The organism is Bradyrhizobium sp. WSM4874, from assembly GCF_055811835.1.
In genome coordinates this window covers 1-23,799 of sequence record NZ_JBVVPR010000041.1, presented here as the reverse complement: position 1 = coordinate 23,799, position 23,799 = coordinate 1, and the positions used below count along the sequence as shown (strand labels likewise).

At 65.8% G+C, this 23,799-nt stretch carries 19 protein-coding genes; 14 read left to right on the top strand and 5 right to left on the bottom strand.

Going from position 1 to position 23,799, the window contains the following annotated elements:
- Positions 1-217: 217 nt before the first annotated feature.
- Positions 218-1,621, top strand: coding sequence for an MFS transporter (locus AC0L3P_RS30995; RefSeq protein ID WP_473307829.1), 1,404 nt, complete (start codon positions 218-220; stop codon positions 1,619-1,621).
- Between the two features lie 112 nt (positions 1,622-1,733).
- Positions 1,734-4,133 carry a bifunctional diguanylate cyclase/phosphodiesterase gene (locus tag AC0L3P_RS30990; protein ID WP_473307827.1) on the top strand — a complete coding sequence of 800 codons (2,400 nt, stop codon included), beginning with the start codon at positions 1,734-1,736 and terminating at the stop codon, positions 4,131-4,133.
- A 2-nt stretch (positions 4,134-4,135) separates the two neighbouring features.
- Here the strand turns inward: AC0L3P_RS30990 and AC0L3P_RS30985 are convergent, their stop codons facing one another.
- Positions 4,136-4,570 carry a hypothetical protein gene (locus tag AC0L3P_RS30985; RefSeq protein ID WP_473307825.1) on the bottom strand — a complete coding sequence of 145 codons (435 nt, stop codon included), beginning with the start codon at positions 4,568-4,570 and terminating at the stop codon, positions 4,136-4,138.
- 79 nt (positions 4,571-4,649) lie between these two features.
- Between AC0L3P_RS30985 and AC0L3P_RS30980 the strand changes: the two genes are divergently transcribed.
- Positions 4,650-5,237 (top strand): hypothetical protein, encoded by a 588-nt coding sequence (locus tag AC0L3P_RS30980; RefSeq protein WP_473307899.1) that lies wholly within the window; start codon positions 4,650-4,652, stop codon positions 5,235-5,237.
- Between the two features lie 26 nt (positions 5,238-5,263).
- Here the strand turns inward: AC0L3P_RS30980 and AC0L3P_RS30975 are convergent, their stop codons facing one another.
- A complete protein-coding gene (locus tag AC0L3P_RS30975; protein ID WP_275169976.1) occupies positions 5,264-6,607 on the bottom strand; it encodes an aminotransferase-like domain-containing protein in 1,344 nt (447 codons plus the stop codon).
- Between the two features lie 184 nt (positions 6,608-6,791).
- Between AC0L3P_RS30975 and AC0L3P_RS30970 the strand changes: the two genes are divergently transcribed.
- Positions 6,792-7,028: a DUF1127 domain-containing protein gene (locus AC0L3P_RS30970; protein WP_007612358.1), complete on the top strand. Its 237-nt coding sequence runs from the start codon at positions 6,792-6,794 to the stop codon at positions 7,026-7,028.
- Positions 7,029-7,925: 897 nt separating this feature from the next.
- On the opposite strand, the gene AC0L3P_RS30965 is transcribed toward AC0L3P_RS30970, so the two are convergent.
- Positions 7,926-8,351, bottom strand: coding sequence for a universal stress protein (locus AC0L3P_RS30965; RefSeq protein WP_007602088.1), 426 nt, complete (start codon positions 8,349-8,351; stop codon positions 7,926-7,928).
- A 94-nt stretch (positions 8,352-8,445) separates the two neighbouring features.
- Complete coding sequence (locus tag AC0L3P_RS30960; RefSeq protein WP_473307823.1) at positions 8,446-8,976, bottom strand: SixA phosphatase family protein; 531 nt, start codon at positions 8,974-8,976, stop codon at positions 8,446-8,448.
- Between the two features lie 92 nt (positions 8,977-9,068).
- On the opposite strand from AC0L3P_RS30960, the gene AC0L3P_RS30955 reads away from it, so the two are divergent.
- The 9 genes from AC0L3P_RS30955 to AC0L3P_RS30915 all read left to right on the top strand — a co-directional run bounded on the left by AC0L3P_RS30955 (position 9,069) and on the right by AC0L3P_RS30915 (position 22,730).
- Positions 9,069-10,565, top strand: a complete 1,497-nt coding sequence (locus tag AC0L3P_RS30955) for an NAD(P)/FAD-dependent oxidoreductase (protein ID WP_473307821.1) — start codon at positions 9,069-9,071, stop codon at positions 10,563-10,565.
- Positions 10,566-10,621: 56 nt separating this feature from the next.
- Positions 10,622-11,134, top strand: coding sequence for a peptide-methionine (R)-S-oxide reductase MsrB (msrB, locus tag AC0L3P_RS30950; RefSeq protein WP_085357245.1), 513 nt, complete (start codon positions 10,622-10,624; stop codon positions 11,132-11,134).
- 270 nt (positions 11,135-11,404) lie between these two features.
- Positions 11,405-13,666: a flagellar hook-basal body complex protein gene (locus AC0L3P_RS30945; RefSeq protein ID WP_473307819.1), complete on the top strand. Its 2,262-nt coding sequence runs from the start codon at positions 11,405-11,407 to the stop codon at positions 13,664-13,666.
- A 34-nt stretch (positions 13,667-13,700) separates the two neighbouring features.
- Positions 13,701-15,584 (top strand): flagellar hook-associated protein FlgK, encoded by a 1,884-nt coding sequence (flgK, locus tag AC0L3P_RS30940; RefSeq protein ID WP_473307817.1) that lies wholly within the window; start codon positions 13,701-13,703, stop codon positions 15,582-15,584.
- A 21-nt stretch (positions 15,585-15,605) separates the two neighbouring features.
- The gene (locus tag AC0L3P_RS30935) at positions 15,606-17,489 is read left to right on the top strand and encodes a flagellar protein (protein ID WP_275169982.1); all 1,884 of its coding nucleotides are present in this window, start codon (positions 15,606-15,608) and stop codon (positions 17,487-17,489) included.
- Between the two features lie 71 nt (positions 17,490-17,560).
- Positions 17,561-18,343 (top strand): hypothetical protein, encoded by a 783-nt coding sequence (locus AC0L3P_RS30930; RefSeq protein ID WP_473307814.1) that lies wholly within the window; start codon positions 17,561-17,563, stop codon positions 18,341-18,343.
- Complete coding sequence (locus AC0L3P_RS30925; protein WP_473307811.1) at positions 18,333-19,982, top strand: hypothetical protein; 1,650 nt, start codon at positions 18,333-18,335, stop codon at positions 19,980-19,982. The genes AC0L3P_RS30930 and AC0L3P_RS30925 overlap by 11 nt, the downstream gene beginning before the upstream one ends.
- Position 19,983: 1 nt before the next feature.
- Entirely contained in the window at positions 19,984-21,237 is a 1,254-nt protein-coding gene (locus AC0L3P_RS30920; RefSeq protein WP_473307808.1) for an ATP-grasp domain-containing protein, read from the top strand.
- The gene (locus AC0L3P_RS30915) at positions 21,234-22,730 is read left to right on the top strand and encodes a pyridoxal phosphate-dependent decarboxylase family protein (RefSeq protein WP_473307806.1); all 1,497 of its coding nucleotides are present in this window, start codon (positions 21,234-21,236) and stop codon (positions 22,728-22,730) included. The genes AC0L3P_RS30920 and AC0L3P_RS30915 overlap by 4 nt, the downstream gene beginning before the upstream one ends.
- Before the next feature lie 118 nt (positions 22,731-22,848).
- Here AC0L3P_RS30915 and flbT read toward each other — a convergent pair whose 3' ends face one another.
- Complete coding sequence (gene flbT / locus AC0L3P_RS30910; RefSeq protein ID WP_275169987.1) at positions 22,849-23,289, bottom strand: flagellar biosynthesis repressor FlbT; 441 nt, start codon at positions 23,287-23,289, stop codon at positions 22,849-22,851.
- Positions 23,290-23,608: 319 nt separating this feature from the next.
- Here flbT and AC0L3P_RS30905 point away from each other — a divergent pair.
- The coding region (locus AC0L3P_RS30905; protein ID WP_473307803.1) for a flagellin N-terminal helical domain-containing protein at positions 23,609-23,799 on the top strand (191 nt) is incomplete at its 3' end.

The following is a 23,799-nucleotide window of genomic DNA, read 5'->3' as shown; positions in this document are numbered from 1 at the left end:
CCCCCCCCCCACCAACACCCCCCCCCCCCGCCCCCTTCCTCCTCGGCCCGCGGGGGGGGCGGGGGGGGGCGGGGGGGCGCCGGGGGGGGGGCCCCCCGGGGGGGGCCCCCCCCCCCCCCCCCGCTTGCGCATTACGCATCCATCATTCGGTCGTTGTCGTAACATGACGCCGAGCTTGGAGCGTATTTTCGCATGGGGCTGCAATCGAGATGGCAGCATGCGAGTAAGCACCGTCAAATATGAAGCCTTCGGAGCCGGCGCGCCGCATGCCGGCTCCCGCCTTGCGACATCCCTCACCCTTGCCGCTATGAGCCTTGGTTATGGCGTGGTGCAGCTTGATGTCACCATCGTCAACACCGCGCTCGACGCGATGGGCAGGACGCTCGCAGGCGGCGTCGCCGAGCTGCAATGGGTTGTCAGCGCCTATACCATTGCGTTTGCCGCGTTCATCCTGACCGCTGGCGCGCTCGGCGACCGCATCGGCGCCAAGCGCGTCTTCATGGCGGGTTTCGCTATCTTCACCGCGGCCTCGCTCGCCTGTGCGTTGTCGCCCGATGCGACCGTGCTGATCGCAGCGCGGCTGGTCCAGGGGCTGGCGGCCGCGATCCTGGTGCCGAATTCTCTTGCGCTGCTCAATCATGCCTATCCGGACGACCGCGAGCGCGGGCGCGCCGTTGCGATCTGGGCCGCCGGTGCGAGCCTCGCGCTCACTGCCGGCCCGTTCGTCGGCGGCGCGCTGATCACGCTGGTCGGCTGGCGCGCGATCTTCCTGGTCAATCTGCCGGTCGGGCTCGTTGGCCTCTGGCTGAGCTGGCGTTACGCCAGCGAAACCACGCGGGCGCGTTCGCGCGAGATCGATCTGCCCGGCCAGCTTGCCGCGATCGGCGCGCTGGGAGCGCTCGCCGGAGCGATCATCGAAGGCGGCGCGCTTGGCTGGGAACATCCAGCCGTGATCGCGGCCTTCGTCGCAGCCGCAATTCTCGCCGTGCTCTTCGTCTGGCGCGAGAGCCGCACGGCGCAGCCGATGTTGCCGCTGTCGCTGTTCGGCCAGCGGCTGTTCGCGCTGACCTCGCTCGTCGGCCTGCTCGTCAACATCGCGATCTACGGCCTGATCTTCGTGCTCAGCCTGTATTTCCAGAGGATCAACGGGCTTTCGGCGTGGTGGACCGGTCTCGCCTTCGTGCCGATGATGGGAGTGGTGCTGCCGGTCAATCTGCTGGCGCCGCGCCTCGCCGAGCGTATCGGGGCGTGCCCAACCATCGTCGTCGGCGCCTGCGTCTCGGCGCTCGGTTGCGTCGGCCTGCTCTGGATCGAAGCCGGCACGAGCTATTGGGCGATCTTTGCTCAGATGATCGCGATCAGCGGCGGACTCGGGCTGCTGGTGCCACCGCTGACCTCGACCTTACTGGGCAGCGTCGAGAAGGCGCGCTCCGGCATCGCGGCCGGCGTCCTGAACGCGACGCGGCAGACCGGCAGCGTCCTCGGCGTCGCGCTGTTCGGGTCGCTGGTGGCCTCGGAGGGGGCGTTCATGACGGGCCTGCACCTGTCGCTGGTCGTGTCCGCGGCCGTGCTGCTGCTCGCCGCCGCCGTGATCGGCCTCGGCGCGCCGGCGCGCGGATGAACAATCCGAGCGAATGAACACAGCTTCCGTTCACCATCCCCGAAACAGTCGCGTAGCCGGTTACCGACTGTCCATTTCTGTCGGTTCAAGTGCGGGTCGATAGGGGCCCGCAATGTATCAAGTTCTCTACTGTCTCGCCGAAGAACACGACTGGCGGCTCGTCGCGCTTGGCGGCGCGGTGTGCCTGCTCGCAAGCGCGGCGGCGATCAGCCTGTTTCACCGGGCGCGCGCGACGCACGGCCCCGGGCGCCTGGTCTGGATCGCCCTGGATGCCGCCGTCAGCGGCTGCGGCATCTGGGCGACGCATTTCATCGCGATGCTCGCCTACGGGCCGGGCGGCGCCGGCGCCTACAACATCCCGGTGACGATCCTTTCGCTGATCTTCGCGATCTCCTTAACCTTCGTGGGGCTGAGTCTCGCGGCATCCTCCGTGCGCGCGCCGTGGGTCGTGCTCGGCGGCGCCATCGTCGGCACCGCGGTCGCGACGATGCATTATACCGGCATGGCGGCGCTGGAAATGCCGGCACGCGTCAATTGGATCGGGAGCACGGTTGCCGCCTCGGTGCTGTTCGGAATTGTCTTTGCAGCGCTCGCACTGTTCGTCGCTGCGCGGCGCGACGACCTCTTCCATGCGCTGACCGCGAGCACCCTGCTGACGGTCGCCATCGTCGTACATCATTTCACAGCGATGGGCGCGGTCGTGCTGACGCCGGATCCGACACTCGCGATCAGCGGGTTATCGATCCCGGCGGACTCATTGTCCTTCTTCACCGCAAGCGCCGCGGTCGCGATCATCGCGATTGCGTTGGTGGCCGCGCTACTCGACCGCCGCGCCAAGGGCGAACTGGGCCGCCAGCAGATCGTGCTGGACACGGCGCTCGAGAACATGTCGCAGGGACTGTGCATGTTCGACGCGGACGGCAAGATCATCCTGTTCAACGAGCGGTATGCCGCGATGCTCGGCCGCACCGACACCCTGCTCACCGGCCGGCTGCTGGTCGACGTGCTGCGGGAGGAGCAGGCAAAGGGTCAGTGGCAGGGCGATGCCGGCGAATTCTTCGCCCGCCTCGTCGCCGACGCGCGCGAGAGCCGGACCACGACCGACGTCGTGACCAGGTTCGGCCGCTCCATCCGGGTCGTCAACCAGCCGATGCAGGGCGGCGGCTGGGTCGCGACCTTCGAGGACATAACCGAATGGCTGGAGGCCCAGGCCAAGATCTCGCACATGGCCCGCCATGACGCGCTGACCAGCCTGCCGAACCGCGTGCTGTTCCACGAGCAGCTCGTGCAGGGACTGCGCCGGACCAGATCGGACGACCAGCTCGCGGTGCTTTGTCTCGATCTCGACCACTTCAAGGACATCAACGACTCGCTCGGCCATCCCATCGGCGATGCGCTGCTCAAGGAGGTCGGGCGCAGGCTGAAGGCCACCGTCGGCGAGAGCGACACCGTGGCGCGGCTCGGTGGCGACGAGTTCGCCGTGGTCCAGATCGGACGTTCCGAGGAAACCGCGGCAAGGTCCCTTGCCGGCCGCCTCGTCGAAGTGATCTCTGCGCCTTACGAGATCGACGACCATCAGATCATCATCGGCGTCTCGATCGGCATCTCGCTGTCGCCGCAGGACGGCAGCAATCCCGATGAGCTGTTGAAGAACGCCGACCTCGCACTGTATCGTGCCAAGGCGGACGGCCGCGGCACCTATCGGTTCTTCGAGACCGGCATGGATGCACGTGCGCAGGCGCGGCGCCTGCTGGAGATGGACCTGCGCGCCGCCCTGCAGCGCGACGAGTTCGAGGCCTACTATCAGCCGATCCGCGACGTCGTCAGCGGTCGTGTCGTCGCGTTCGAGGCGCTGCTGCGCTGGAACCATCCGCAGCGCGGCCTGATCGCGCCGATGAACTTCATTCCGCTGGCCGAGGAGACCGGACTGATCATTCAGCTCGGCGAGTTCGTGCTGCGCTCCGCCTGCACCGACGCGGCCACGTGGCCCGACGATGTCGATGTCGCGGTCAACCTGTCGCCGGTGCAGTTCAAGAATCCGAACCTGATCGCATCCGTGACCGAGGCGCTGGTCGCTTCCGGGCTCGACGCTCGCCGCCTCGAGCTCGAGATCACCGAATCCGTGCTGCTCCAGAACAGCGAGGCGACGCTGGCCACGCTGCATGACCTCCGCGCCATGGGCGTACGCATCTCGCTCGACGATTTCGGCACCGGCTATTCATCGCTGAGTTATCTGCGCAGCTTCCCCTTCGACAAGATCAAGATCGACCGCTCGTTCGTGTCGGAACTCGCGACGCGCGAGGATTCCATGGCGATCATCCGCGCCGTGACCGGGCTGGGCCGGAGCCTCGGCATCGTTACCACGGCAGAGGGGGTCGAGAACGACGCGCAGCTCGAGCTGCTCCGGCGCGAAGGCTGTACCCAGGCGCAGGGCTATCTGTTCAGCAAGCCGCGGCCCGCTGCCCATGTCGCAATTATGCTGGACCGACCGCAGCTGCGCGCGACCGCCTGAGGCTAGCCGCGGCGCAGTGCGAAATGCGCGCCGCAGAACGCCATCACGGCACCGAGGCCCAGCGCGGCAATTCCGGCCAGTACGCCCGAGACCGTCGGCACCGGGCTCGGCGCCGAGGCCACCTGGCCCGCGCCCGCAAGCAGCAGCACGCCGACCGCGATCAGGAACTGCCGCATCCGTCGCGGAATCTGGCCCGAGACGGCGCTCTGCATCAGGGTCGCCGTGAAATAGCCGCCGGAGAAGCCGACGGAGGCGATCAACCACCAGGCGATCGCCGCGCCCGCCGGTATGAACACGTGGGTGTCCGAGTGCCAGAGGCCGCCGAGGTCGAGCCCGTAGCGGACGCCCAGCATGTGCACGGCGAGCGCGAGCAGCACGCCGGAGATCACGGCCGCGCCGAGAATCAGGCGGCGCGGAAAAAAAATCGTCTCAGCCATGTCTCGCTTGTAGGATGGGGCAGGGCGCTCACGCAAGCGGATCGCAGACTGGATCGCCCGGATTGGATTGATTGTGAAGATGCAGGATTCGGGAGCTGAGGCGGCTGCGGGCGCGAGCTATGCCTACAAGGCGTCGCTGATCGGCTCGGCGCATCGCTTCGAGCTGACGGGGGAGGGGCTGTCCTGGCACGTCGGCGGCCGCAGCTCGCTGTGGCGTTATGACGAGATCAGTGCAATCCGGCTGTCGTTCCGCCCGGTGTCGATGCAGCAGCACCGCTTTCGCGCCGATGTCAGCCACTCCAATGGCGGCCGCATCAGGATTCTGTCGACGAGCTGGCAGACGGCGGCGCTGATGGCACCGCAGGACAATGGTTTTCGCGATTTCATCGTCGCGCTGCACGCGCGCATGGCGCAGGCCGGCAGCCGCGCCGAATTGACCGCGGGCCTTGGCCGCAGGACCTATTTGGCGATGCTGGCTTTTCTTGCGGTGCTTGCAGTGGCGATGACTGGGCTCCTGATCCGCGCGCTCGCGATCGGCGAATTTGCCGGCGCGCTGTTCATCATCGGCTTTGCCGCGCTGTTCGCCTGGCAGGTCGGCGGCTTCGTCCGGCGCAACCAGCCGCGGAGCTACAGTTTCGATCGCGTGCCGAGGGCCTTGCTGCCTTAAATGGCCGTGTTGCCCTGGACGGCGCGTTACTCCGTCGAGTCGAAATCCTCTTCCTTGGTGCCGAGCAGCGAGGCGATCGTGCGCAGGCCGGAATCGAGTTGCTCGAACGTGGGCGGGGCGAGCGCGAGCCGCACTGCGTTCGGTGCGTGGCCATGGGCGATCGCGAAGGTCGAGGACGGTGTCAGCGCGATGCCACGCCGGGCTGCCGCGGCGACGAAGGTCTGCGAGCGCCAGTGTGCCGGCAGCGTGAGCCAGAGGTGATAGGAGCGCGGATCGGCGGAGAGCTGGTAGCCGGCGAGCAGCCTTGCTGCGGTCTGCTGGCGGCGCGCGGCGTCGATGCGTTTCAGCCGCGTCAGCTCGGCGACGGTGCCGTCTGCCATCAGCCGCTGCCCGGATGCGAGCGCATGGCCTGACGCAATCCAGCCGCCGGTGCGGACCGCGCTCATCACGCTCTCACGCAATCGCGGCGGCGCGACGAGGATGCCGAGCGCGAGGCCCGGCGCGACCTTCTTGGACAGGCTGTCGATCACGATGCAGCGGTCGGGGCCGAGCGCGGCCAGCGGGGTGTCGTCGGCCAGGAAGCCGTAGACGGCATCCTCGATGATGGTGAGATCGAGCTTCTCGGCAACGCGCATGATGTCGGCGCGCCGCGTCGCGTTCATGGTGACGCCGAGCGGGTTCTGAATGATGGGCTGGAGATACAGCGCCGACAGGTGTGCCTCGCGATGCGCCTTCTGGATGGCGTCGGGGCGCGCGCCGAATTCGTCCATCGGAATCGGGACCAGCGTCACGCCGAGCCGCGCGGCGATGCTCTTGACGTACGGATAGGTCAGCGCCTCGACGCCACAGCGGCCGCCGGTGGGAACGAGGGCTGCGAGGGCGGCCGCGAGCGACTGCTTGCCGTTCGCGGTGAAGACGATCTGCTCGGCCTGCGGCGCGAAATCCTTGCGCGCGAGATAGGCGGCGGCGGCATTGCGCGCGCTCTTGGTGCCGGTGCTGGTGGAGACGCGCAGCGCGGATTCGAGCGCGTCGACGCGCTCGAGGCCGGCAAGGCTCTTGGCGATCATTGCCCATTGCTGCGGCAGCAGCGGGTAATTGACCTCGAAATCGATCCGCGCGTCGCGCGGCTCGCTCAGCGCCTCGACCTCCCGCCTGATGGCGCCGGAGATGAAGGTGCCGCGGCCGACCTCGCCGACGACGAGGCCGCGGCGGAGCAACTCCGTATAAACCCGGCTCGCGGTCGAGACCGCGATGCCGCGGTCATAGGCAAAATTGCGCTGCGGCGGCAGCCGGTCGCCCGGCCTTAACGTGCCGTTAGAGATATCGAGAGCAATGGCATCGGCAAGCTTCACGTATTCGAACTTGGACATTATTGCACCGAGAGCAATGTTTCACTTGCTCCGAGTAGTGTACTGGAGCATTTAAGTTCCATCAAGCTTCACGATTGAGCCGAGGAGAGCGAGAGCAATCCGATGGCAAATGAGGTGCATGCGCTCGGGCGCTTGCGCCAACGGCATCCGCTTCGCCGCGTGGACAACAGGCCGGAGAAGGACAATGACCACGATCTCGCAGACCGCCGGGCGGAGTTTACGCTCATCCTCGTCAGACGGATTTTTCCGCAAGCTGGCCAACGGCGCCTATGCGCTGTTCGACAGCCTGGAGCGCCGCTCCGCCGTCAAGACGCTGAACGACCTCGATGACCGCGCCTTGCGCGACATCGGGATCACGCGCAGCCAGATCGAGGATGCGGTCTACGGTCAGGCCAAAGCAGAACTGACGCGCTATCTGTAAGCGCTTCGCTCTTGTCCCGGACGCGCTGCGTCCGGGCATGAGACTGAGTTTTCAGGCACACCTGCTTCAACATCGTCATTGCGAGCGCAGCGAAGCCAATCCAGAATCACACCGCGGAAAGACTCTGGATTGCTTCGCTGCGCTCGCAATGACGGCACTTGTGGGTAGCACTGTCGCTCCTTAGCTCGTGCTTTCATCGTAGACACACCTTCGCCCTCTCGCGGCTTGGTTCGCCCGAGCTTTGCTTCATCGCCTTGCCAGAAAGAGGGCGCAGGGAAGACCGGGCGCCGGCTGGCACCCGCGGTCCACTGTGCGAAAGTTGCAGTAAGAAAATCTGCACAGCGGCATACAGGTGAAGCCAAAACGTCCGGCCTTCCCTGCGCAGCGGTTTTACGGCTTATGCCGTGCTCTCCCCGGGGAGCGATGCACTATTGCCCCCGTCGCCTCATGGATCGCTGATGCTGCGTGCCCGGTCGGGCCGCCACATCACCACAAGACTTGACGCACAGACCCCGGGCGTCACGACGACACGGTTTTGCCGTACGCGAACCGCACCGGTCGTGTGCGCGACGCCTACGCTCACGGTTGCCCGCCCTGCGAAGCCATTCGCGCCGGTGTGGCCCAGCGTCCGCCGCCGTCCGGCCCGCGTTCGTGACGATCGCGATACGCCTCTCTTCCTTGGGCCGGGTTGCGGCGACACATACGCCGTTTTCGAATTTCGGTAAGGCGGAATATTTTGGCGATCGGGAGTTGACCTGCAGTTTGGGTGTTTTGCCCGCCAGGCAACGCAAGATTTCGTAGCCCGGATGGAGCGCAGCGCAATCCGGGATTCCCTCCCTGGAGGCACTGGCCCCGGATTACGCTTCGCTCCATCCGGGCTAAACAGGTGCTCCGAGCTCAGTGCCTGACCACCAGCACCGAGCATTTTGCGTAGCGCACGACATGCCCGGCATTTGAGCCGAGGAAATAGGTCCGCATCGCCGGCCGGTGCGAGGTCATCACGATCAACTCGGCCTTCATGTGCACGGCTTCCTCCAGGATCTCGTGGTAGATGCCGCCCTGGCGCACCACGCTGGAGATGCGGGAAGGCTCGATGCCGGATTCGCGTGCGACGATGGCGAGGGCTTCTTCCGAGGTCTGGCGCTGCTGTTCGTCGAAATCGGCCGGCACGTATTCGGCCAGCATCACCGGCGTCATCGGCAGCACGTTGAGCAGGCGCACCACGCCGCTCCAGGTCTGCGACAGCGTTGCCGCGGTCGCGATCGCCGGCTTGGCCAGATCGGTGTCGGCGAGGTCGATGGGCACGAGGATGGACTTGAACATCTGCGCCTCCAATCTTGCGGTCAGGAAGTTTTGGCTGGATCAACCGGTCGAGACGGCGCCTTGGGCGTCTCATTCCGATCGAAGCAGCCACAAGCTAACGAAGCAGCTTTGGGCTGACGAACTGCACCAGTTTGCCGCGGCGGTAGGCCACGTCGTCCCAATCCTTGACGTCAAAATCGAAGATCGCAAGCCCCGCGGTGGGCAGATTGTCGGCGAGCGCCTTGGCGGCGGCCGGATCGCCGACACCCGTCAGCATCAAGGCGGCCTCGTGCATGCCCGGATTGTGGCCGATCAGCAGCAACTGCTTCGGGTCGGCCGGGACGGTCGCGGTGCGAATGGTCTCGAGGATCTGCGCAGGATCGGCGCCATAGAGTTCCGGCAGGACCTCGACCTGCGGCGCCGCGACGCGGTCCTTCATCGCCTCCCAGGCGATGTCCCAGGTCTGCCGGGCCCGGACGGCATGCGACACCAGCACGGTCTCGGGAAAGGGCGGATGGGCGGCGATCCAGTCGCCGAGCTGCGCGGCATCCCGGCGGCCGCGGTCGTCGAGACGCCGATCCTGGTCACGGCCGCTCGGCGCGTCGGTCTCGGTCTTGGCGTGACGCAGCAGCAGCAAACGGCGCATGGCATTCTCGAATCGTTACACGACCAGGATAATCTACAGGCGCTGGTCGGGGACAAGGTGACAAGCGGCCGCTCAGTCCTTTAAGAAACGACATGAGCGAGACTTTCACAAGCGTGTCCCAGGAAGAAGCCGGCTTTCGCGACCGGGCGCGGCTGTCGTTCGACCTCGATGCGGACATTTGCGTCATCGGGGCCGGGCTTGCCGGACTCTCCATCGCGCTGGAGGCGGCCCGGCTCGGGGCCAGCGTCGCGGTGCTCGAGGGCCGCCATGTCGGCTGGAACGCCTCCGGCAACCAGCTCGGCACCGTGATGCCCGGCTTCGCGCTGCCGCTCGCCGAGCTGATCGAGCGCATCGGCTTCGAGGACGCGCGGGAATTGTGGACGCTGTCGAAAGAGGGCGCCGAGTTCGTCCGGGCCAACGCCACCGAAGAGAACATGCCGGGGATCGGCCCGAGCGACGGCGTGCTGGAGGTCTCCAACGTCGATGCCGGCGACCGGCTGATCAGCCGGTTGCAGATGCTCACCGAGGATTTCGACACCGAGGTCGAGGGCTGGCAGGCCGATCGCGTCCGCGAGGTGCTCAAGACCGATCACTACTTCCACGGCGTGTATTATCCGAGGGCGTTCCAGGTCGACGGGCGCAAATATGTGCACGGCCTCGCGGCGCTGGCGCGGCGGGCAGGGGCGCGCATCTTCGAGGATACGCCGGTCGTCAGCATCGATCATTCCGGTATCCGCAAGCGCATCGTCACGCCCTCGGCGCGGCTGCGCGCCACCCACATCGTGCTTGCCGGCAACATCCATCTCGGGGCGCCGTTGCGGCGCCTGTCGGAAACGCTGCTGCCGGTCTGGCGCTATGCCGGCATCACCGCGCCGCTCGGCGAGCGCGTGCACGAGATCATGTCCTTCAGGGGATCGGTGATGGATTCCGACGGCGTCGATCATTTCCGGATCGTCGATGGCGACCGCCTGATGTGGGAGAGCCCGGAGACCACCTGGGCGGCGCGCCCGCAACGCTTTGCAGGCGCCGTCAGGCGGCGGATCCGGTCCATCTTTCCCCAACTCGGCAATGTCGAAATCACCGAAACCTTCGGCGGCGCCACCGGCCAGACCGTGCATGGCATGCCGCAGATCGGCCAGTTGCGCAAAGGCCTGTGGGTGGCCAGCGGGTTCGGCCGCCAGGGCATGAACACCTCGGCCATGGCCGGGCAGATGATCGCGCGCAGCATCCTGTGGGGCGACGAGCGCTGGAAGCTGTTCTCACCGTTCGAGCTGGTCTGGGCCGGGGGAACGACGGGGCGGGTTGCCGGCCAATTGGTCGGAATCTGGGGCAGGGCGAGTTCCGCCGCGGCAGGCTCGCTTGCGCGCTATCGTGAACGTGCCAGGATCAAGGACCGGGAACGCGAGACGCGCCTCGCCGAAGCCAATCGTGCCGCTGGCACCGGGCCGCGCCGGCCGCCCTCAGGTGTCAGGCCGCGGCTTGCCCAACCGAAACCTGCGTCCGAAACCGTGGAACGAGCCTCGGAACCAGACTCGCGCGACGACAGCGTCTCGCACGAGACCCGAGAAAAATCCCGCCCGGAAGTGTAACGTCGGCCGTGAGAGCCCGTATCTCAGGGCATGGACGCTCCCTCATGGAGAATGAGATGTTTGACCGCCGCATCCTGTTGACGACTGTCGCCGGCCTGTTTGGCCTTGCGGCCTTCCGCTGGCTCAGAGCATCGCCCGCGGAGGCTGGGGAGAAAGCCGCGCAGAAATTCGAGATCGAGAAGACGGACGCCGAATGGCGTGCCCAGCTCACGCCGCAGCAATATGAGATCCTGCGCAAGGAGGGCACCGAGCGGCCGGGCTCCAGCCCGCTGCTCAAGGAGCACCGCAAGGGCGTCTTCGCCTGCGCCGGCTGCGACCTGCCGCTGTTCGCCTCCGACACCAAATTCGAGAGCGGCACGGGCTGGCCGAGCTTCTACCAGCCGATCGAGGGCAATGTCGGCAAGACCGAGGATCGCACCTTTGGCATGCTCCGCACCGAGGTGCATTGCCGGCGCTGCGGCGGCCATCTCGGGCACGTCTTCGACGACGGTCCGAAGCCGACCGGATTGCGCTACTGCATCGACGGTTTCGGGCTGGTCTTCCACCCCGCGGCTGCATCCGCAACGTGAGCCTTTCTCCTCGTCATTCCGGGGCGGTGCGCAGGACCGAACCCGGAATCTCGAGGTTTCGGATTCGATGCTGACGCATCGCTCCGGAACGACAATCGTCCCGGCAATTGTTGCCGGTCCCGGCAATTGTGCCCCGGTCATCAGACCGGGGCTTTTTCGTCAAGTCATTGATTTCCTGAGAAAACCCGCATTGGCATAGCCCTTGCGACAGTCTCCTCCGACTGCGGCCATGGTCGACCGGCCGCCGAGATCGGATCTGGAGACAAAGTTATGGGTATCTTCGATGCAATGAACACCTCGGTGGGTGGCCTGCAGGCGCAGTCCTACGCGCTGCAGAACATTTCCGGCAACATCGCGAACTCATCCACCACCGGTTACAAGGGCATCGGGACCAGCTTCGTCGATCTCATTCCGGACGCCTCGGTGCCGAGCAAGCAGGTCGCCGGCGGCGTGACCGCCAATGCCAAGGCCACCATCACCACGCAAGGCACGATCTCGGGCTCCACCGTCGCGACCAACATGGCGATCACCGGCGACGGCTTCTTCTCGATCCAGAAGGCAACCGGCATCGTCGACAACTCGCCGGTGTTCAGCGGCGTCACCTATTACACGCGGCGCGGCGACTTCCAGCTCAACGCCAACGGCAATCTGGTCAACGGCGCCGGCTATTACCTGATGGGCGTCACGGTCGACCCGAAGACCGGCAACCCGCAAGGCAACGTTGCGACGGTCCTGAAATTCCAGAACAACTTCATCCCGGCACAGGCGACGACCTCGATCCAGTACGCGGCGAACCTGCCGACCCAGCCGAACACCGTCGCGAGCACGACTGCGGCGACCAAGACGCTGCTCGCGGCTGGCGGAATCAATCCGTCGGACTTCCAGGCCAACCCCTTGCCGGTGGGCACACCGCCCGCGCCCTATACCAGCGCGACGGTGTCCGGCGCAGCCGCCACGGGCAACATCCGCTCGGCCTATTCGTCGACGACGGGGACGGGCACGGTCCCGCTCCAGAACAACTCGTCCGCGGTGGCATCGGGCACCACTTCGCTCGACAACGCCGTGGGCACGCATCTCGCCTCCAGCATCCTCACAGCGCTGAGCGGCCAGACGCTGACCATCAACGGCAACACAATTACCTTCGACGGCAGCACCACCGTCGCGACGGTCGGTAGCAACACCACGATTGGTCTCGGCGCGGGCACGACGGCGACCGTGGCCAGCATCCTGAACGCGATCCAGACGGCCGGCGGTGCCGGTGTCACGGCCTCGCTCTCCGCCAGCGGCAATATCCAGATCTCGACGGGTACCGGCACCGACGTGGCGGTCAACAGCGGCACCGCAGCCACGGCACTCGGCATCAGCAGCGTGGCGCGGGGCGGCAACGTGCTGTCCTCGCCCTCGATCACAGGCGCCACGGTGCTGAGCGGCGCGGCAACGGCCGGTGGCGCCGAGGTGCTCTCGTCCGGCTTTTCGGCGGGCCCGCCCGCCGACACCATCACCGTCAACGGTCAGACGCTGACCTTTGTGGCCTCGGGCGCCACCGGTCCGAACCAGATCAACCTCACCGACAACATCACGACCCTGCTCGGCAAGATCGACGCTCTCTCCGGCGCGTCGGGGTCGTCGATCAGCAGCGGCGGCGTCATCACGCTGAACACCGGCACCGTCTCCAATCTCTCGGTAGCCAGCTCCAACAGTGCGGCCTTCGCCGCGCTCGGCTTCACCTCGACCATCAGCAAGAATCGTGACGGCGGCGGCACCGCCGGCACCGGCGGCGTCATCGGCAACGACATCGCGACCTTCACCAAGGAATCGATCAGCGGTGGCGCGGTGACCGCCTACAACGCCGCCGGCACGCCGGTGAACCTGCAATTGCGCTGGGCCAAGACCGACAGCGCCTCGCTCGGCGCCGGCCATGCCGATACCTGGAACATGTTCTACCAGACCGACCCGAATGCGACCGGTTCGACGGTCGGCTGGGTCAATACCGGCCAGGCCTTCACCTTTGCCTCCGACGGCTCGCTGACCTCGCCGAGCGGTTCGGGCATCACCATCAACAACGTCAGCGTCAGCGGGCAGTCGCTCGGCTCGGTGTCCTTCAACATCTCCTCGGGCGGGCTGACGCAATATGCCAGCACCAGCGGCGCGGTGACCATCAACACCATCACCCAGAACGGCTACGCCGCGGGTCAGCTCCGCTCGGTCGCCGTCAACAACAACGGTCTCGTGGTCGGCACCTTCTCCAACGGCCAGAACCTCGACCTCGCACAGGTCTCGTTGTCGCACTTCAACGGCACCAATTATCTCAAGGCAATCGACGGCGGCGCTTACGCTTCGACCGAGCAGTCGGGGCCCGCGATCGACGGCGCGTCGGGCACCATCAGCGGCTCGTCGCTGGAAGGCTCGAACACCGACATCGCCGACGAATTCACCAAGCTGATCGTGACCCAGCAGGCCTATTCGGCCAACACCAAGGTGATCACGACCGCGAATTCGATGGTGCAGGACCTCTTGAACGTGTTGCGCTGATCGCGCGTGACGTAACCAAAGGCGGCAAGTCAACATGGGTTTGAGTTCAGCCCTCGCCAGTGCGATGAGCGGTCTGCGTGCCAATCAGGCTGCGCTCTCGATCGTTTCCTCGAACGTCGCCAACTCGCAGACGCCGGGTTACGTCGTCCAGACGCCGAACCAGATCGAGGTCACCACCGGCGACTTCGGCTCGACAGTGATGACGACCGGCGTCAGCCGCGAGCTCGACACCTATGTGCAGAATCAGCTGCGCACCGAGACCGGCGGCAGCGGCTACGCCGACCAGATGGCCAACATCCTGAAGCAGCTTCAGAATGTCTATGGCACGCCCGGCAACAGCGGTACGCTCGAAAACGCGCTGAATAGTTTCACCACGGCGCTGCAGGCGCTGTCGACCAACGCGGGCTCGTCGTCGGCGCAGACGGTTGCGCTCGGCGCGGCGCAGACGCTGGCGCAGCAGCTCAACCTCGCCACCAAGGGAATCCAGTCGCTGCGCTCCAACGTCGAGCAGGATCTTGGCAATTCGGCGCTAGCCGCCAACGCGGCGATGCAGCAGGTCGCCGACATCAACGGCAGGCTCCAGGGCCTGTCGGCAAACGACCCCTCGGCCGCGACGCTGATGGACCAGCGCGACCAGGCCATCAACACGCTGTCGAAATATGTCGACGTCCACGTCACCACCGACGGGTCCAATCAGGCCAACATCTACACCACCACCGGCATCCAGCTGGTCGGCGCCGGCCTGGCCTCGCAATTCACCTTTGCGTCCGCCGGCGCGCTGTCGGCGACCTCGCTCTACAACATCGATGCGGCCAAATCCGGCGTCGGCGCGTTCAACATCAGGCTCCCGAACGGATCCTCGGTCGACGTCATCGCCAACAGCGTGGTGTCTTCGGGCCAGATCGCGGCCGATCTGAAGCTGCGCGATCAGACGCTGGTGCAGGCGCAGAACCAGATCGACCAGTTCGCCGCGACGATGTCGAGCGCGTTGTCGGACAAGACCACGGCCGGCAGCACGGTCACCGGCCCGCCGGCCGGCTTCGATCTCGATCTTGCCGGGGCGGCGCCGGGCAACAGCGTCAACTTCACCTACACCGATACGACCACCAACACGAAGCGACAGGTCACGCTGGTCAACGTGACCGATCCGGCGGCGCTGCCGCTCCAGAATGCCACCAACGCCAATCCGATGCAGATCGGGGTGAACTTCGCCGGCGGCATGAGCGCGATCGCCTCGGCGCTCAACACCGCGCTTAACGGCTCGCATCTGTCGTTCGCCGCCGCCCCGTCGCCGGCGACGGCCACCACATTGCGGGTGACCGACGACAACAGCGGCCTCGCCAAGGTCAATTCGGCCTCGATCACCAAGACGATCTCGTCGCTGACCTCGGGCAATCCGCAACTGCCGCTGTTCACCGATGGTGGGCAGGCGCTCTACACCGGCGCGATCACGGCATCGGGTTCGCAGATGACCGGCCTTGCCGGGCGCATCGCCGTGAACACGCAGCTCGCCACCGACCCGACCAGGCTGTCGGTCTACAACACCTCGCCGGTGACGCCCACGGGCGACACCACGCGCTCGGACTATCTCTATTCGCAGCTCACCTCGGCGGTGTTCTCCTATTCGCCGCAATCCGGTCTGGGCTCGGCAAGCCAGCCCTTCACCGGCAGCGTCTCGAACTACCTCCAGCAGTTCCTGAGCATCCAGGGCAATGCCGCGACCCAGGCGACCCAGCTCCAGCAGGGCCAGAGCGTCGTGGTCTCGACGCTGCAGGCCAAGTTCAACTCGACCTCCAGGGTCAATCTGGACTCGGAAATGTCGAACCTGATCCAGCTGCAGAATGCCTATGCCGCCAACGCTCATGTCATGTCGGTGGTGCAGAGCATGATGAATACGTTGCTCCAGGCTCAAGTGTAACAAGTAACAGGGCTCTGAAACATGTCGATCAGCAGCATCAACTATTCCTCGTCGGTTCTCGGTTCGCAGATCCGCAACATCAATCAGCAGCTCACCGACCTATCGACGCAGCTCTCGACCGGCAAGCTGTCGCAGAACTATTCCGGGATGGGCACCAACGAGGGCTTTGCGATCGCCGGGCGCGCGCAGCTCTCCAACATCGCCGCCTATACCGACACGATGACCAACGTCAACGTCAGCATCAACCTCGCCAATACCGCGTTGCAGTCGCTGACCACGATCCGCAACACGGTGCAGACGGGCTCGGCCAACACCGCGCAGGATCTCAACGTCAACGGCCAGACGGTTGCGCAGAACACCGCGGCTGCGCAATTCGGCTCGATGGTCGGCGTTCTCAACACGCAGTCCGGCAACCGCTATCTGTTCTCCGGAACCGCCTTCAACACGCCGTCGGTCGCGAATGCCGGCGACATCATCAACGGCACCACGACGCAGGCGGGCTTCAAGACCGTCATGGCGGAGCGGCAGGCCGCCGACCTCGGCGCCAACGGCATGGGCCGGCTGGTACTGGCGACGCCACAGCCGACGCCGAGCTCGGTAATGGTGTCCGAGGACGCCGCGGCATCGCCATTCGGCCTGAAGATCGCCGCGGTCTCCTCGACGCTGACCGGCGCGACGGTCACCGGCCCGAGCGGCTCGCCGGTGTCGTTCTCGGTCGACCTCAACGGCGTCAATCCGAACAATGGCGACAAGCTCAGCGTGCAGTTCACGCTGCCCGATGGCTCGACCGAGCAGATCGACCTGACGGCATCGACGGCGACGCCGACACCGCTCGGCAGCTTTGCCATCGATGCAAGCGTCCCGGTCAACCCGAACAACACGGCGACGAACCTCAACACCGCGCTGAACACCGCGATCAAGAAGCTCGCCGGCACCTCGCTGGTGGCGGCCTCCGCCGTCACCGCCGGCGACAATTTCTTCAACACCGACAGCTCGGCGATCGGGGTTGCCAAGACCAGCCAGGCGTCCGTGCCGATCAGCGGCACCACCGCGCTATCCGGCACCTCGCCCTCGGACTCGATTGCGCCGGGCTTCTCCGCCGGCGACACCCTGACCGTCAACGGCACCACGATCAGCTTCGTCGCTTCGGGTGCGACCGGCAACCAGCTGAATATCGGCGACAGCATCCAGGCTTTGATGAGCAAGATCGACGCCATCACGGGTACCTCGCGGCCGTCTACCGTCCATGGCGGCTCGATCACGATCAACACCGACGATGCGGCGAGCCTGAACATCACGAGCTCGAATACGGGTGCTCTCGCCTCGCTCGGTTTCAGCTCGACGCCGATCACCGCCACGCAACCGCCGCTGCGGGTCGGCTCGTCGCCCGCGAGCTCGGCGACCACGCTGGTCAACGGCTCGGCTACCACCGTGAAATGGTACCTGGGCAATGACGGGCCCGGCTCGCCGCGCTCCACCGCGATGGCCCGGGTCGACGATTCCGTCACGGTGCAGTATGGCGCGCAGGCGAACGAGGACGCGATCCGCAAGGAGCTGCAGGCGGTCGCCGTGTTCGGGACGTTCTCGACCTCGCCGACCGGGCAGTATTCGGGCGGGCAGGTCGCCGCGCTGAGCCTGCGGGTCACGCAGGCCCTGACGAAGCAGCCCGGCCAGCAGCGCATCGAGGACATCCAGACCGACATCGCGATGGCCCAGAACACGATGAAGGGTGCAAGCTCGCGCCAGACCCAGGCCAAGGCGCAGCTCCAGACCATCATCGACCAGGCGGAATCGGCCCCGCCGGATCAGGTTGCGAGCGAGATCCTGGCGCTCCAGAACGCCCTCCAGGCGTCCTACCAGGTGACCTCGAACCTCTCGCAGCTCTCGCTCGTCAAGTTCCTGTAAGCCGGCGTTAAGGCGCCGTTAACCATGCCTCTTTACCTCTTGGTGAGGATTGCAGCGGGGCGGAGCTGACGATGTCGGAGAAGATGAAACTGGTGGTGGCCACGCCATGTTTCGGCGGGCAGGTGACGAGCATCTATGCGAGCTCGATCTTCGCGCTTCAGCGCGCCGTGCACGGCATGGCCAATCTCGAGCTCAAAGTGCTGCTGCGCGACGGCGATGCGCTGATCACACGCGCGCGGGCCAATCTGGCGGCGATGTTCCTGGACGATCCAGAGGCGACGCATTTCCTGTTCATCGACGCCGACATCGGCTTCAAGCCGGAGCAGGTGTTCCGGCTGATCGAGTGCGGCGCGGACGTCGTCGCCGGCTGCTATCCGATCAAGCGGATCAACTGGGACAAGGCCGCGCGGGCGATCCAGTCCGGCCGCGCCGACGTGCCGGCGGCATCGCTCGACTACGTGCTTGAGATCGAGGACCCCGACCGCATCGTGGTGGTGAACGGCTTCACCCGCGTGCGTTACGCCGGCACCGGCTTCCTGATGATCCGGCGCTCCGTGCTGGAGACGATGTGCCGCCATCCGGATTACGCGGCCTTGCAATTCTTCCGCGAGCATTCGCATGACACGCTGGCGGCGAGCCTGAACCGGTTTGCCTTGTTCGAATGCATGATCGATCCGGCGACCGGCACCTATCTGTCCGAGGACTTCGCCTTCTGCAAGCGCTGGACCGACATCGGCGGCGAGATCTGGGCCGACATCGAGAGCTCGCTCGATCACGTCGGGCCGTCGGTGTTCCACGGCGACATCACCTCGCAATTCGCACCGGCACCCGCGGCGGCGGCCGATGCGGCGTGAGCCTTTCGGGATGAGCGCCGGCGCATCCCGTCTGTCAGCCAGCGAGCGCGCGTCTGACGGCGGCTCGCGCTATCGCCTGCGCGATCTCTTCACACCGCTGGATACGCTGCTCGCCTCCGGCGGAGATCCGCGGCTGGCGCTGGATGCGAACGACCGTGTCAACGCCTATGGTTGCGCGGCTTCGCCGGAGCCGGAGCTCTGGAATTTCGCCTCCGCGACCGCGTCGACGATCTCGCAGATGGCCTACGACCGCGCCGCGCTGGCGCGCGAAGAGCTGATGCACAAATGCCTGTTCGACGAGGTCGAGATCGCCTTCGATGCCCGCTGCGAGGACATGCGCGAGGAGCTGCGCGGCCACCTTGCGCTCTCGTCGCGCATCGACGTCGTGTTCTCGCCGTCCGGCACGGACTCCCAGCTTCACGCGCTGTTCGTGGCGCGCGCGGTGCTCGGTGCGTCGCCGGTGACGATCGTGGTCGGCGCCGACCAGACCGGAAGCGGGACGCCGCATACCGCACGCGGCCACCATTTCAGCACGATGACGCCAGGCGGCGTGGCCGTGCGCAAGGACGGCGCGGTGACGGGGCTCGCCGGCGACAGCATTGCGGTGCCGCTGATCGACATGGCGGCCGGCATTGCGATGCGCACCGATGCCGATGCCGCGGTGCTGCGCGCGGTCGAGACCAGCCTCACGCAAGGCCGCCGCGTTTTGTTGCAGATCATGGATTCGTCAAAACTCGGTTGGCGTGCCCCAAGCGAGGCCTGTCTCGACGAGATCGCGCGGCGCTGGCCGCGCAAGGTTCAAATCGTCGTCGATGCCTGTCAGGCGCGGCTCGGCCGCCGGCGGCTGCGCGCCTATCTCGACCGTGGTTACATGGTGCTGATGACCGGCTCGAAGTTTTTCGGCGGCCCCGCCTTCAGCGGTGCGCTGCTGCTGCCGAAAGGCCTGTCGCGCTCGATCGACCGGATTGGCGGGATCGCGCCCGGCATCTTCGACTATGCCGGCCGCTGCGACTGGCCGGTAGCGTGGACGACGCTACGCTCGCGCTTCGAGCGCCGGCCGAATTTCGGTCAATGGCTGCGCTGGGAGGCCGCGCTGGCCGAGATCGGCAGCTACTACGCCGTGCCCGGGGCTTTCCGCGCCAGGATGCTGGCCGAGCTTGCAGCCGGCATCGACAGCATGATCGCGTTGTCGCCGTCACTTCGTGCCGTTCCAGCCGCGATCGAGAAGTCAGGCGCGGACGACGAGGAATTCGCGCAAGCCACGATCTTTCCTTTCGCGCTGCTGCGCGGCGGCAAGCCGGTCTCGATCGCCGAGACCAGCGCCGTGCATCGGGCGCTGGCGCGCGACATGGCCGAGGAAATCAGCGACAGCGCGGCGGACCGGCAAGTGGCCGCCCAGCGCTGTCTCGTCGGCCAGCCGGTCCGACTGGAGAGGCAGGACGGTGCGCCGCAGGCCGTGTTGCGCCTCTGCGTCGGCGCACGATTGGTGACCGAAGCCTGGTCGCCGGATCCAATGCAGGCGCAACGCAATGTGCAACACGTTCTCGATCGCATCGCCCATGTGCTGGTGAAGATCGAGCTGTTGCTTGACCGTGGCGCGGTCACGGCCGCGCCGGCAAAGTCCGCGTTCGAGGTGTGAGATGCAACATCCAGTTTACGCGCAGAGTGGCGTGACCGCGCCGAACCATGCCGACCGCATCGGCTTTGCGCAGTTGACGCGTCGCGCCTTCGAGGGCGGCGACCTGCATCCATTGCGCGAGCGGCTGCTGGCGCGGATCGAGGAAGGGACGGCGGAGGCTGGCGAAGGCCTCGATCTCTCGCTGATCGCCCAGCTTCTCGGCGAGAAGGAGGCCGGTTTGGTGATCCAGACCGAAGTGCTCTCCTTCCACCAATTGTTTCGTACGCCTTGCGCTGCTGCAAAACCCCGGATGCGCGTGCTCGCGCTCGCTGCCGATATCGACATGGGCGGCAACACGCCGATCGACTTCCTGCTTGAAGACTCCGACATCGAGCTGTTGACGCTCTACGTGGTCAAGGGCATCGGCCTGCCGGAGACTCTGCCCGAGCACGACGTCGCCATCGTGATCGCATCCGATTCCGAGGAGTGCCGGGAGGCGCTCGCGCTGATCGAGAAGGCTGCGCCACACTGGCCGAGGCCGCTGCTCAATCGTCCCGATCTCATCGGCAATCTCGATCGCGACAAGCTGTATCGTCTGCTGGCGGGCGTACCCGGTCTCGACATTCCAGTGACCGCCCCCACGACGCGCGCGCAATTGTCGGAGCTTTCGCAAGGCAAGATCGTTTGCGAGGAGATCACGGGCGAACTGCGCTTTCCGATGATCGTGCGGCCGCGCGGCACGCATGCCGGCGTCGGGCTCGCCAAGCTCGACGACGCGGCGGCGCTCGCGGCCTATCTTGCCGAGCGGCAAGAGCAGGACTTCTTCGTCGCGCGCTTCGTCGATTATGCGAGTCCCGACGGGCTCTACCGCAAATATCGTCTCGCCATGGTCGACGGCAAACCCTATGCCTGCCACATGGCGATCGCCGATCGCTGGGACATCTGGTATCTCAACGCCTTCATGGCGTTCAGCGAGGAGAAGCGGGCCGAGGAAGCCGTCTTCATGCTCGACTTCGACCAAGCGTTCGCGGCGCGCCACAAAATCGCGCTGGACGAAATGAGCAGGCGCGTCGGCCTCGATTACTTCATCATCGATTGCGCCGAGAACCAGAACCGCGAGCTCCTGGTCTTCGAAGCCGACAACACCGCCGTCGTGCACAACATGGATCCGCCGGCCGTGTTTCCGTACAAGCCACCGCAGATGCGCAAGATCTTCGCGGCGTTCACGGCGATGCTGTCGCGGCATGTGCGAGCGGGCGAGGAGAGTGCAGCATGAACGAGATCATCCGCAACACGCAAAGCTCCATCACGCACACTTCGCTCGATCCGCAGGACTGGAGCGAATTTCGCGCGCTCGCCCATCGCATGCTTGACGAGACGATCGACGGCATCGCCAACGTTCGCGCGCGCCCGGTGTGGCAGCCGATCCCCGACGGCGTCCGCGCGGCATTCAAGGCCGACGTGCCGCGCGAGGCGAGCGATCTCGCCGACGTCTATCGCGACTTCACCGAACACGTCGCGCCCTATGCGACCGGAAACATCCATCCCGGTTTCATGGGCTGGGTGCATGGCGGCGGCACCGCGGTCGGCATGGTCGCGGAAATGCTCGCGGCGGGCCTCAACGCCAATCTCGGCGGCCGCGACCACATGCCGATCGAGGTCGAGCGCCAGGTCGTCGACTGGATGCGCCGCCTGTTCGCCTTCCCGGAAGGCGCAAGCGGCATCTTCGTCACTGGCACGTCGATGGCGAATCTGATGGCGGTGCTGGTGGCACGTACGAGCGCGCTCGGCACGCTGGCGCGGCAGTACGGCATCGGCAATGACGGTGCGCTTCTCACCGCCTATACATCGCAGGCCGCGCATGGCTGTGTCTCGAGGGCGATGGACATCGCCGGGCTCGGTACCGATGCGCTGCGCAAGATCGACGTCGATGCCGGTCATCGCATGGACGTTGCCGCGCTACGTGCGCAGATCGCGATCGATCGCGAGGTCGGCTTCAAGCCGTTCCTCGTCGTCGCATCCGCCGGTACGGTCGATATCGGCGCGATCGACGATCTCCGCGCGATCGCGCAGCTGTGCCGCGAGGAAGGAATCTGGTTTCACGTCGACGGCGCCTTCGGTGCGCTCGCGATCCTGTCGCCCGAGCTTGCGCCGCTGCTCGGTGGCATCGAGCTTGCGGATTCCATTGCGCTCGATTTCCACAAATGGGGACAGGTGCCTTACGACGCCGGCTTTCTGCTGGTGCGCGACGGCGAGCAGCATCGGCAAGCCTTTGCGCAGCCCGCGGCCTATCTGCGTCGCGAGGCGAGGGGGCTTGCGGCCGGCGCGATCTGGCCGTGTGATCTCGGCCCCGATCTGTCGCGCGGCTTCCGTGCGCTGAAGACGTGGTTCACGCTGAAGACGTTCGGCACCGATCGGCTTGGTGCGGCGATCACGCGAAGCTGTGCGCTGGCGAAATATCTGGAGACGCGCGTTCTGGCCGAGCCGCGGCTGGAATTGCTGGCACCTGTCAATCTCAACATCGTCTGCTTCCGTTACCGCGCTGCCGAAGAGGTCAATCGCGAGATCGTCGCCGACATCCAGGAGTCCGGTATTGCGGCGCCATCGAGTACGACGCTGGACGGCAGGTTTGCGATCCGCGCCGCGATCGTCAATCACCGTACCAACGAGTCCGACATCGACGCGCTGGTCGCGGCCGTGCTGGAGTTCGGCGGACGACGGAGCGGGGGAGTGATCGAGGTCGAGGCGCCGCCGCTCGCGGCACAATAGCTCGATGCATGTCTGAAACGACAACGGCCCCGGACGATCCGGGGCCGTTTTCATTCGTATGGCTGGTCGTTCGTCCGGCCCGGTCGTTCGCCCGGCGTGGGCCCGCGAACGCGTGGGATCAGGCGGCGGTGCTGACGTCGTCCTGGCCCGCTTCCGTCTTGGGATGCGTGGCCTCGAACTGGCTCCGTAACTTCTCTTCATAGGCGATCAGCTTGCGGGCATCCTTCAGCGCGCGATAGAGGTCGCCGTTGAGGATGTTGTTGTTGATGCCTTCGATGATCGGCCAGGAGCTCGGCACCGCGGTGACGATGTCGCGCACCAGGTTGAAATAGGTGCCGTGCTGGGTCTGCGGATCCGGCGAGATGTACATGAGCTGGACCGCCAGATAGACGAGCTTGGCGGGCGAGTCGGCGGTCTCCGGCGTGAGGATGTCGCGCTCGCGCAGGATCGGCACGTTGTCGCCGTCGATCAGAAGGCGGGCGCGCTGGTCGGTGTTGGTTATCACGCAGTTGCCGACGATGATGCGTTCGTGCGGTCTGAGCTCGACCTTGAGGGCCATGCCTGTTCTCCATCAACGCTTTCGTAACCGAGCGTGTGTTGCGGCGGATCAGGGCGCAATACTCCATCAAGACTAGTTAACGAGTTGTAAATCCCGGTCATTGCCGCGAAAAAACTCAATTATATCAACGTCGAAATCACCCGGCGGAGCGGCGTCACGGGCCTGCATATCGGCCGAATCGCACGGCGACTCAGCAAAAGTGCCCATTTCATTTCATGTTTCGTTAGAGGACTCCGCCCCACGGTCCGCCGGTCGCTGGGTCACTCGATCCATGCAGACGCGTAACAGTAAGCGTTGTTTACCAGAAAGGTAACACCCAATGTCCGGTATCGTTCTCTCCTCCTCGGTTCGTCAGAACCTCCTCTCCCTCCAGTCCACCGCTGATCTTCTCGCCACCACGCAGAACCGTCTGTCGACCGGCAAGAGCGTCAATTCGGCCCTGGACAATCCCACCAACTTCTTCACGGCACAGTCGCTCGACAACCGCGCCAGCGACATCAACAATCTGCT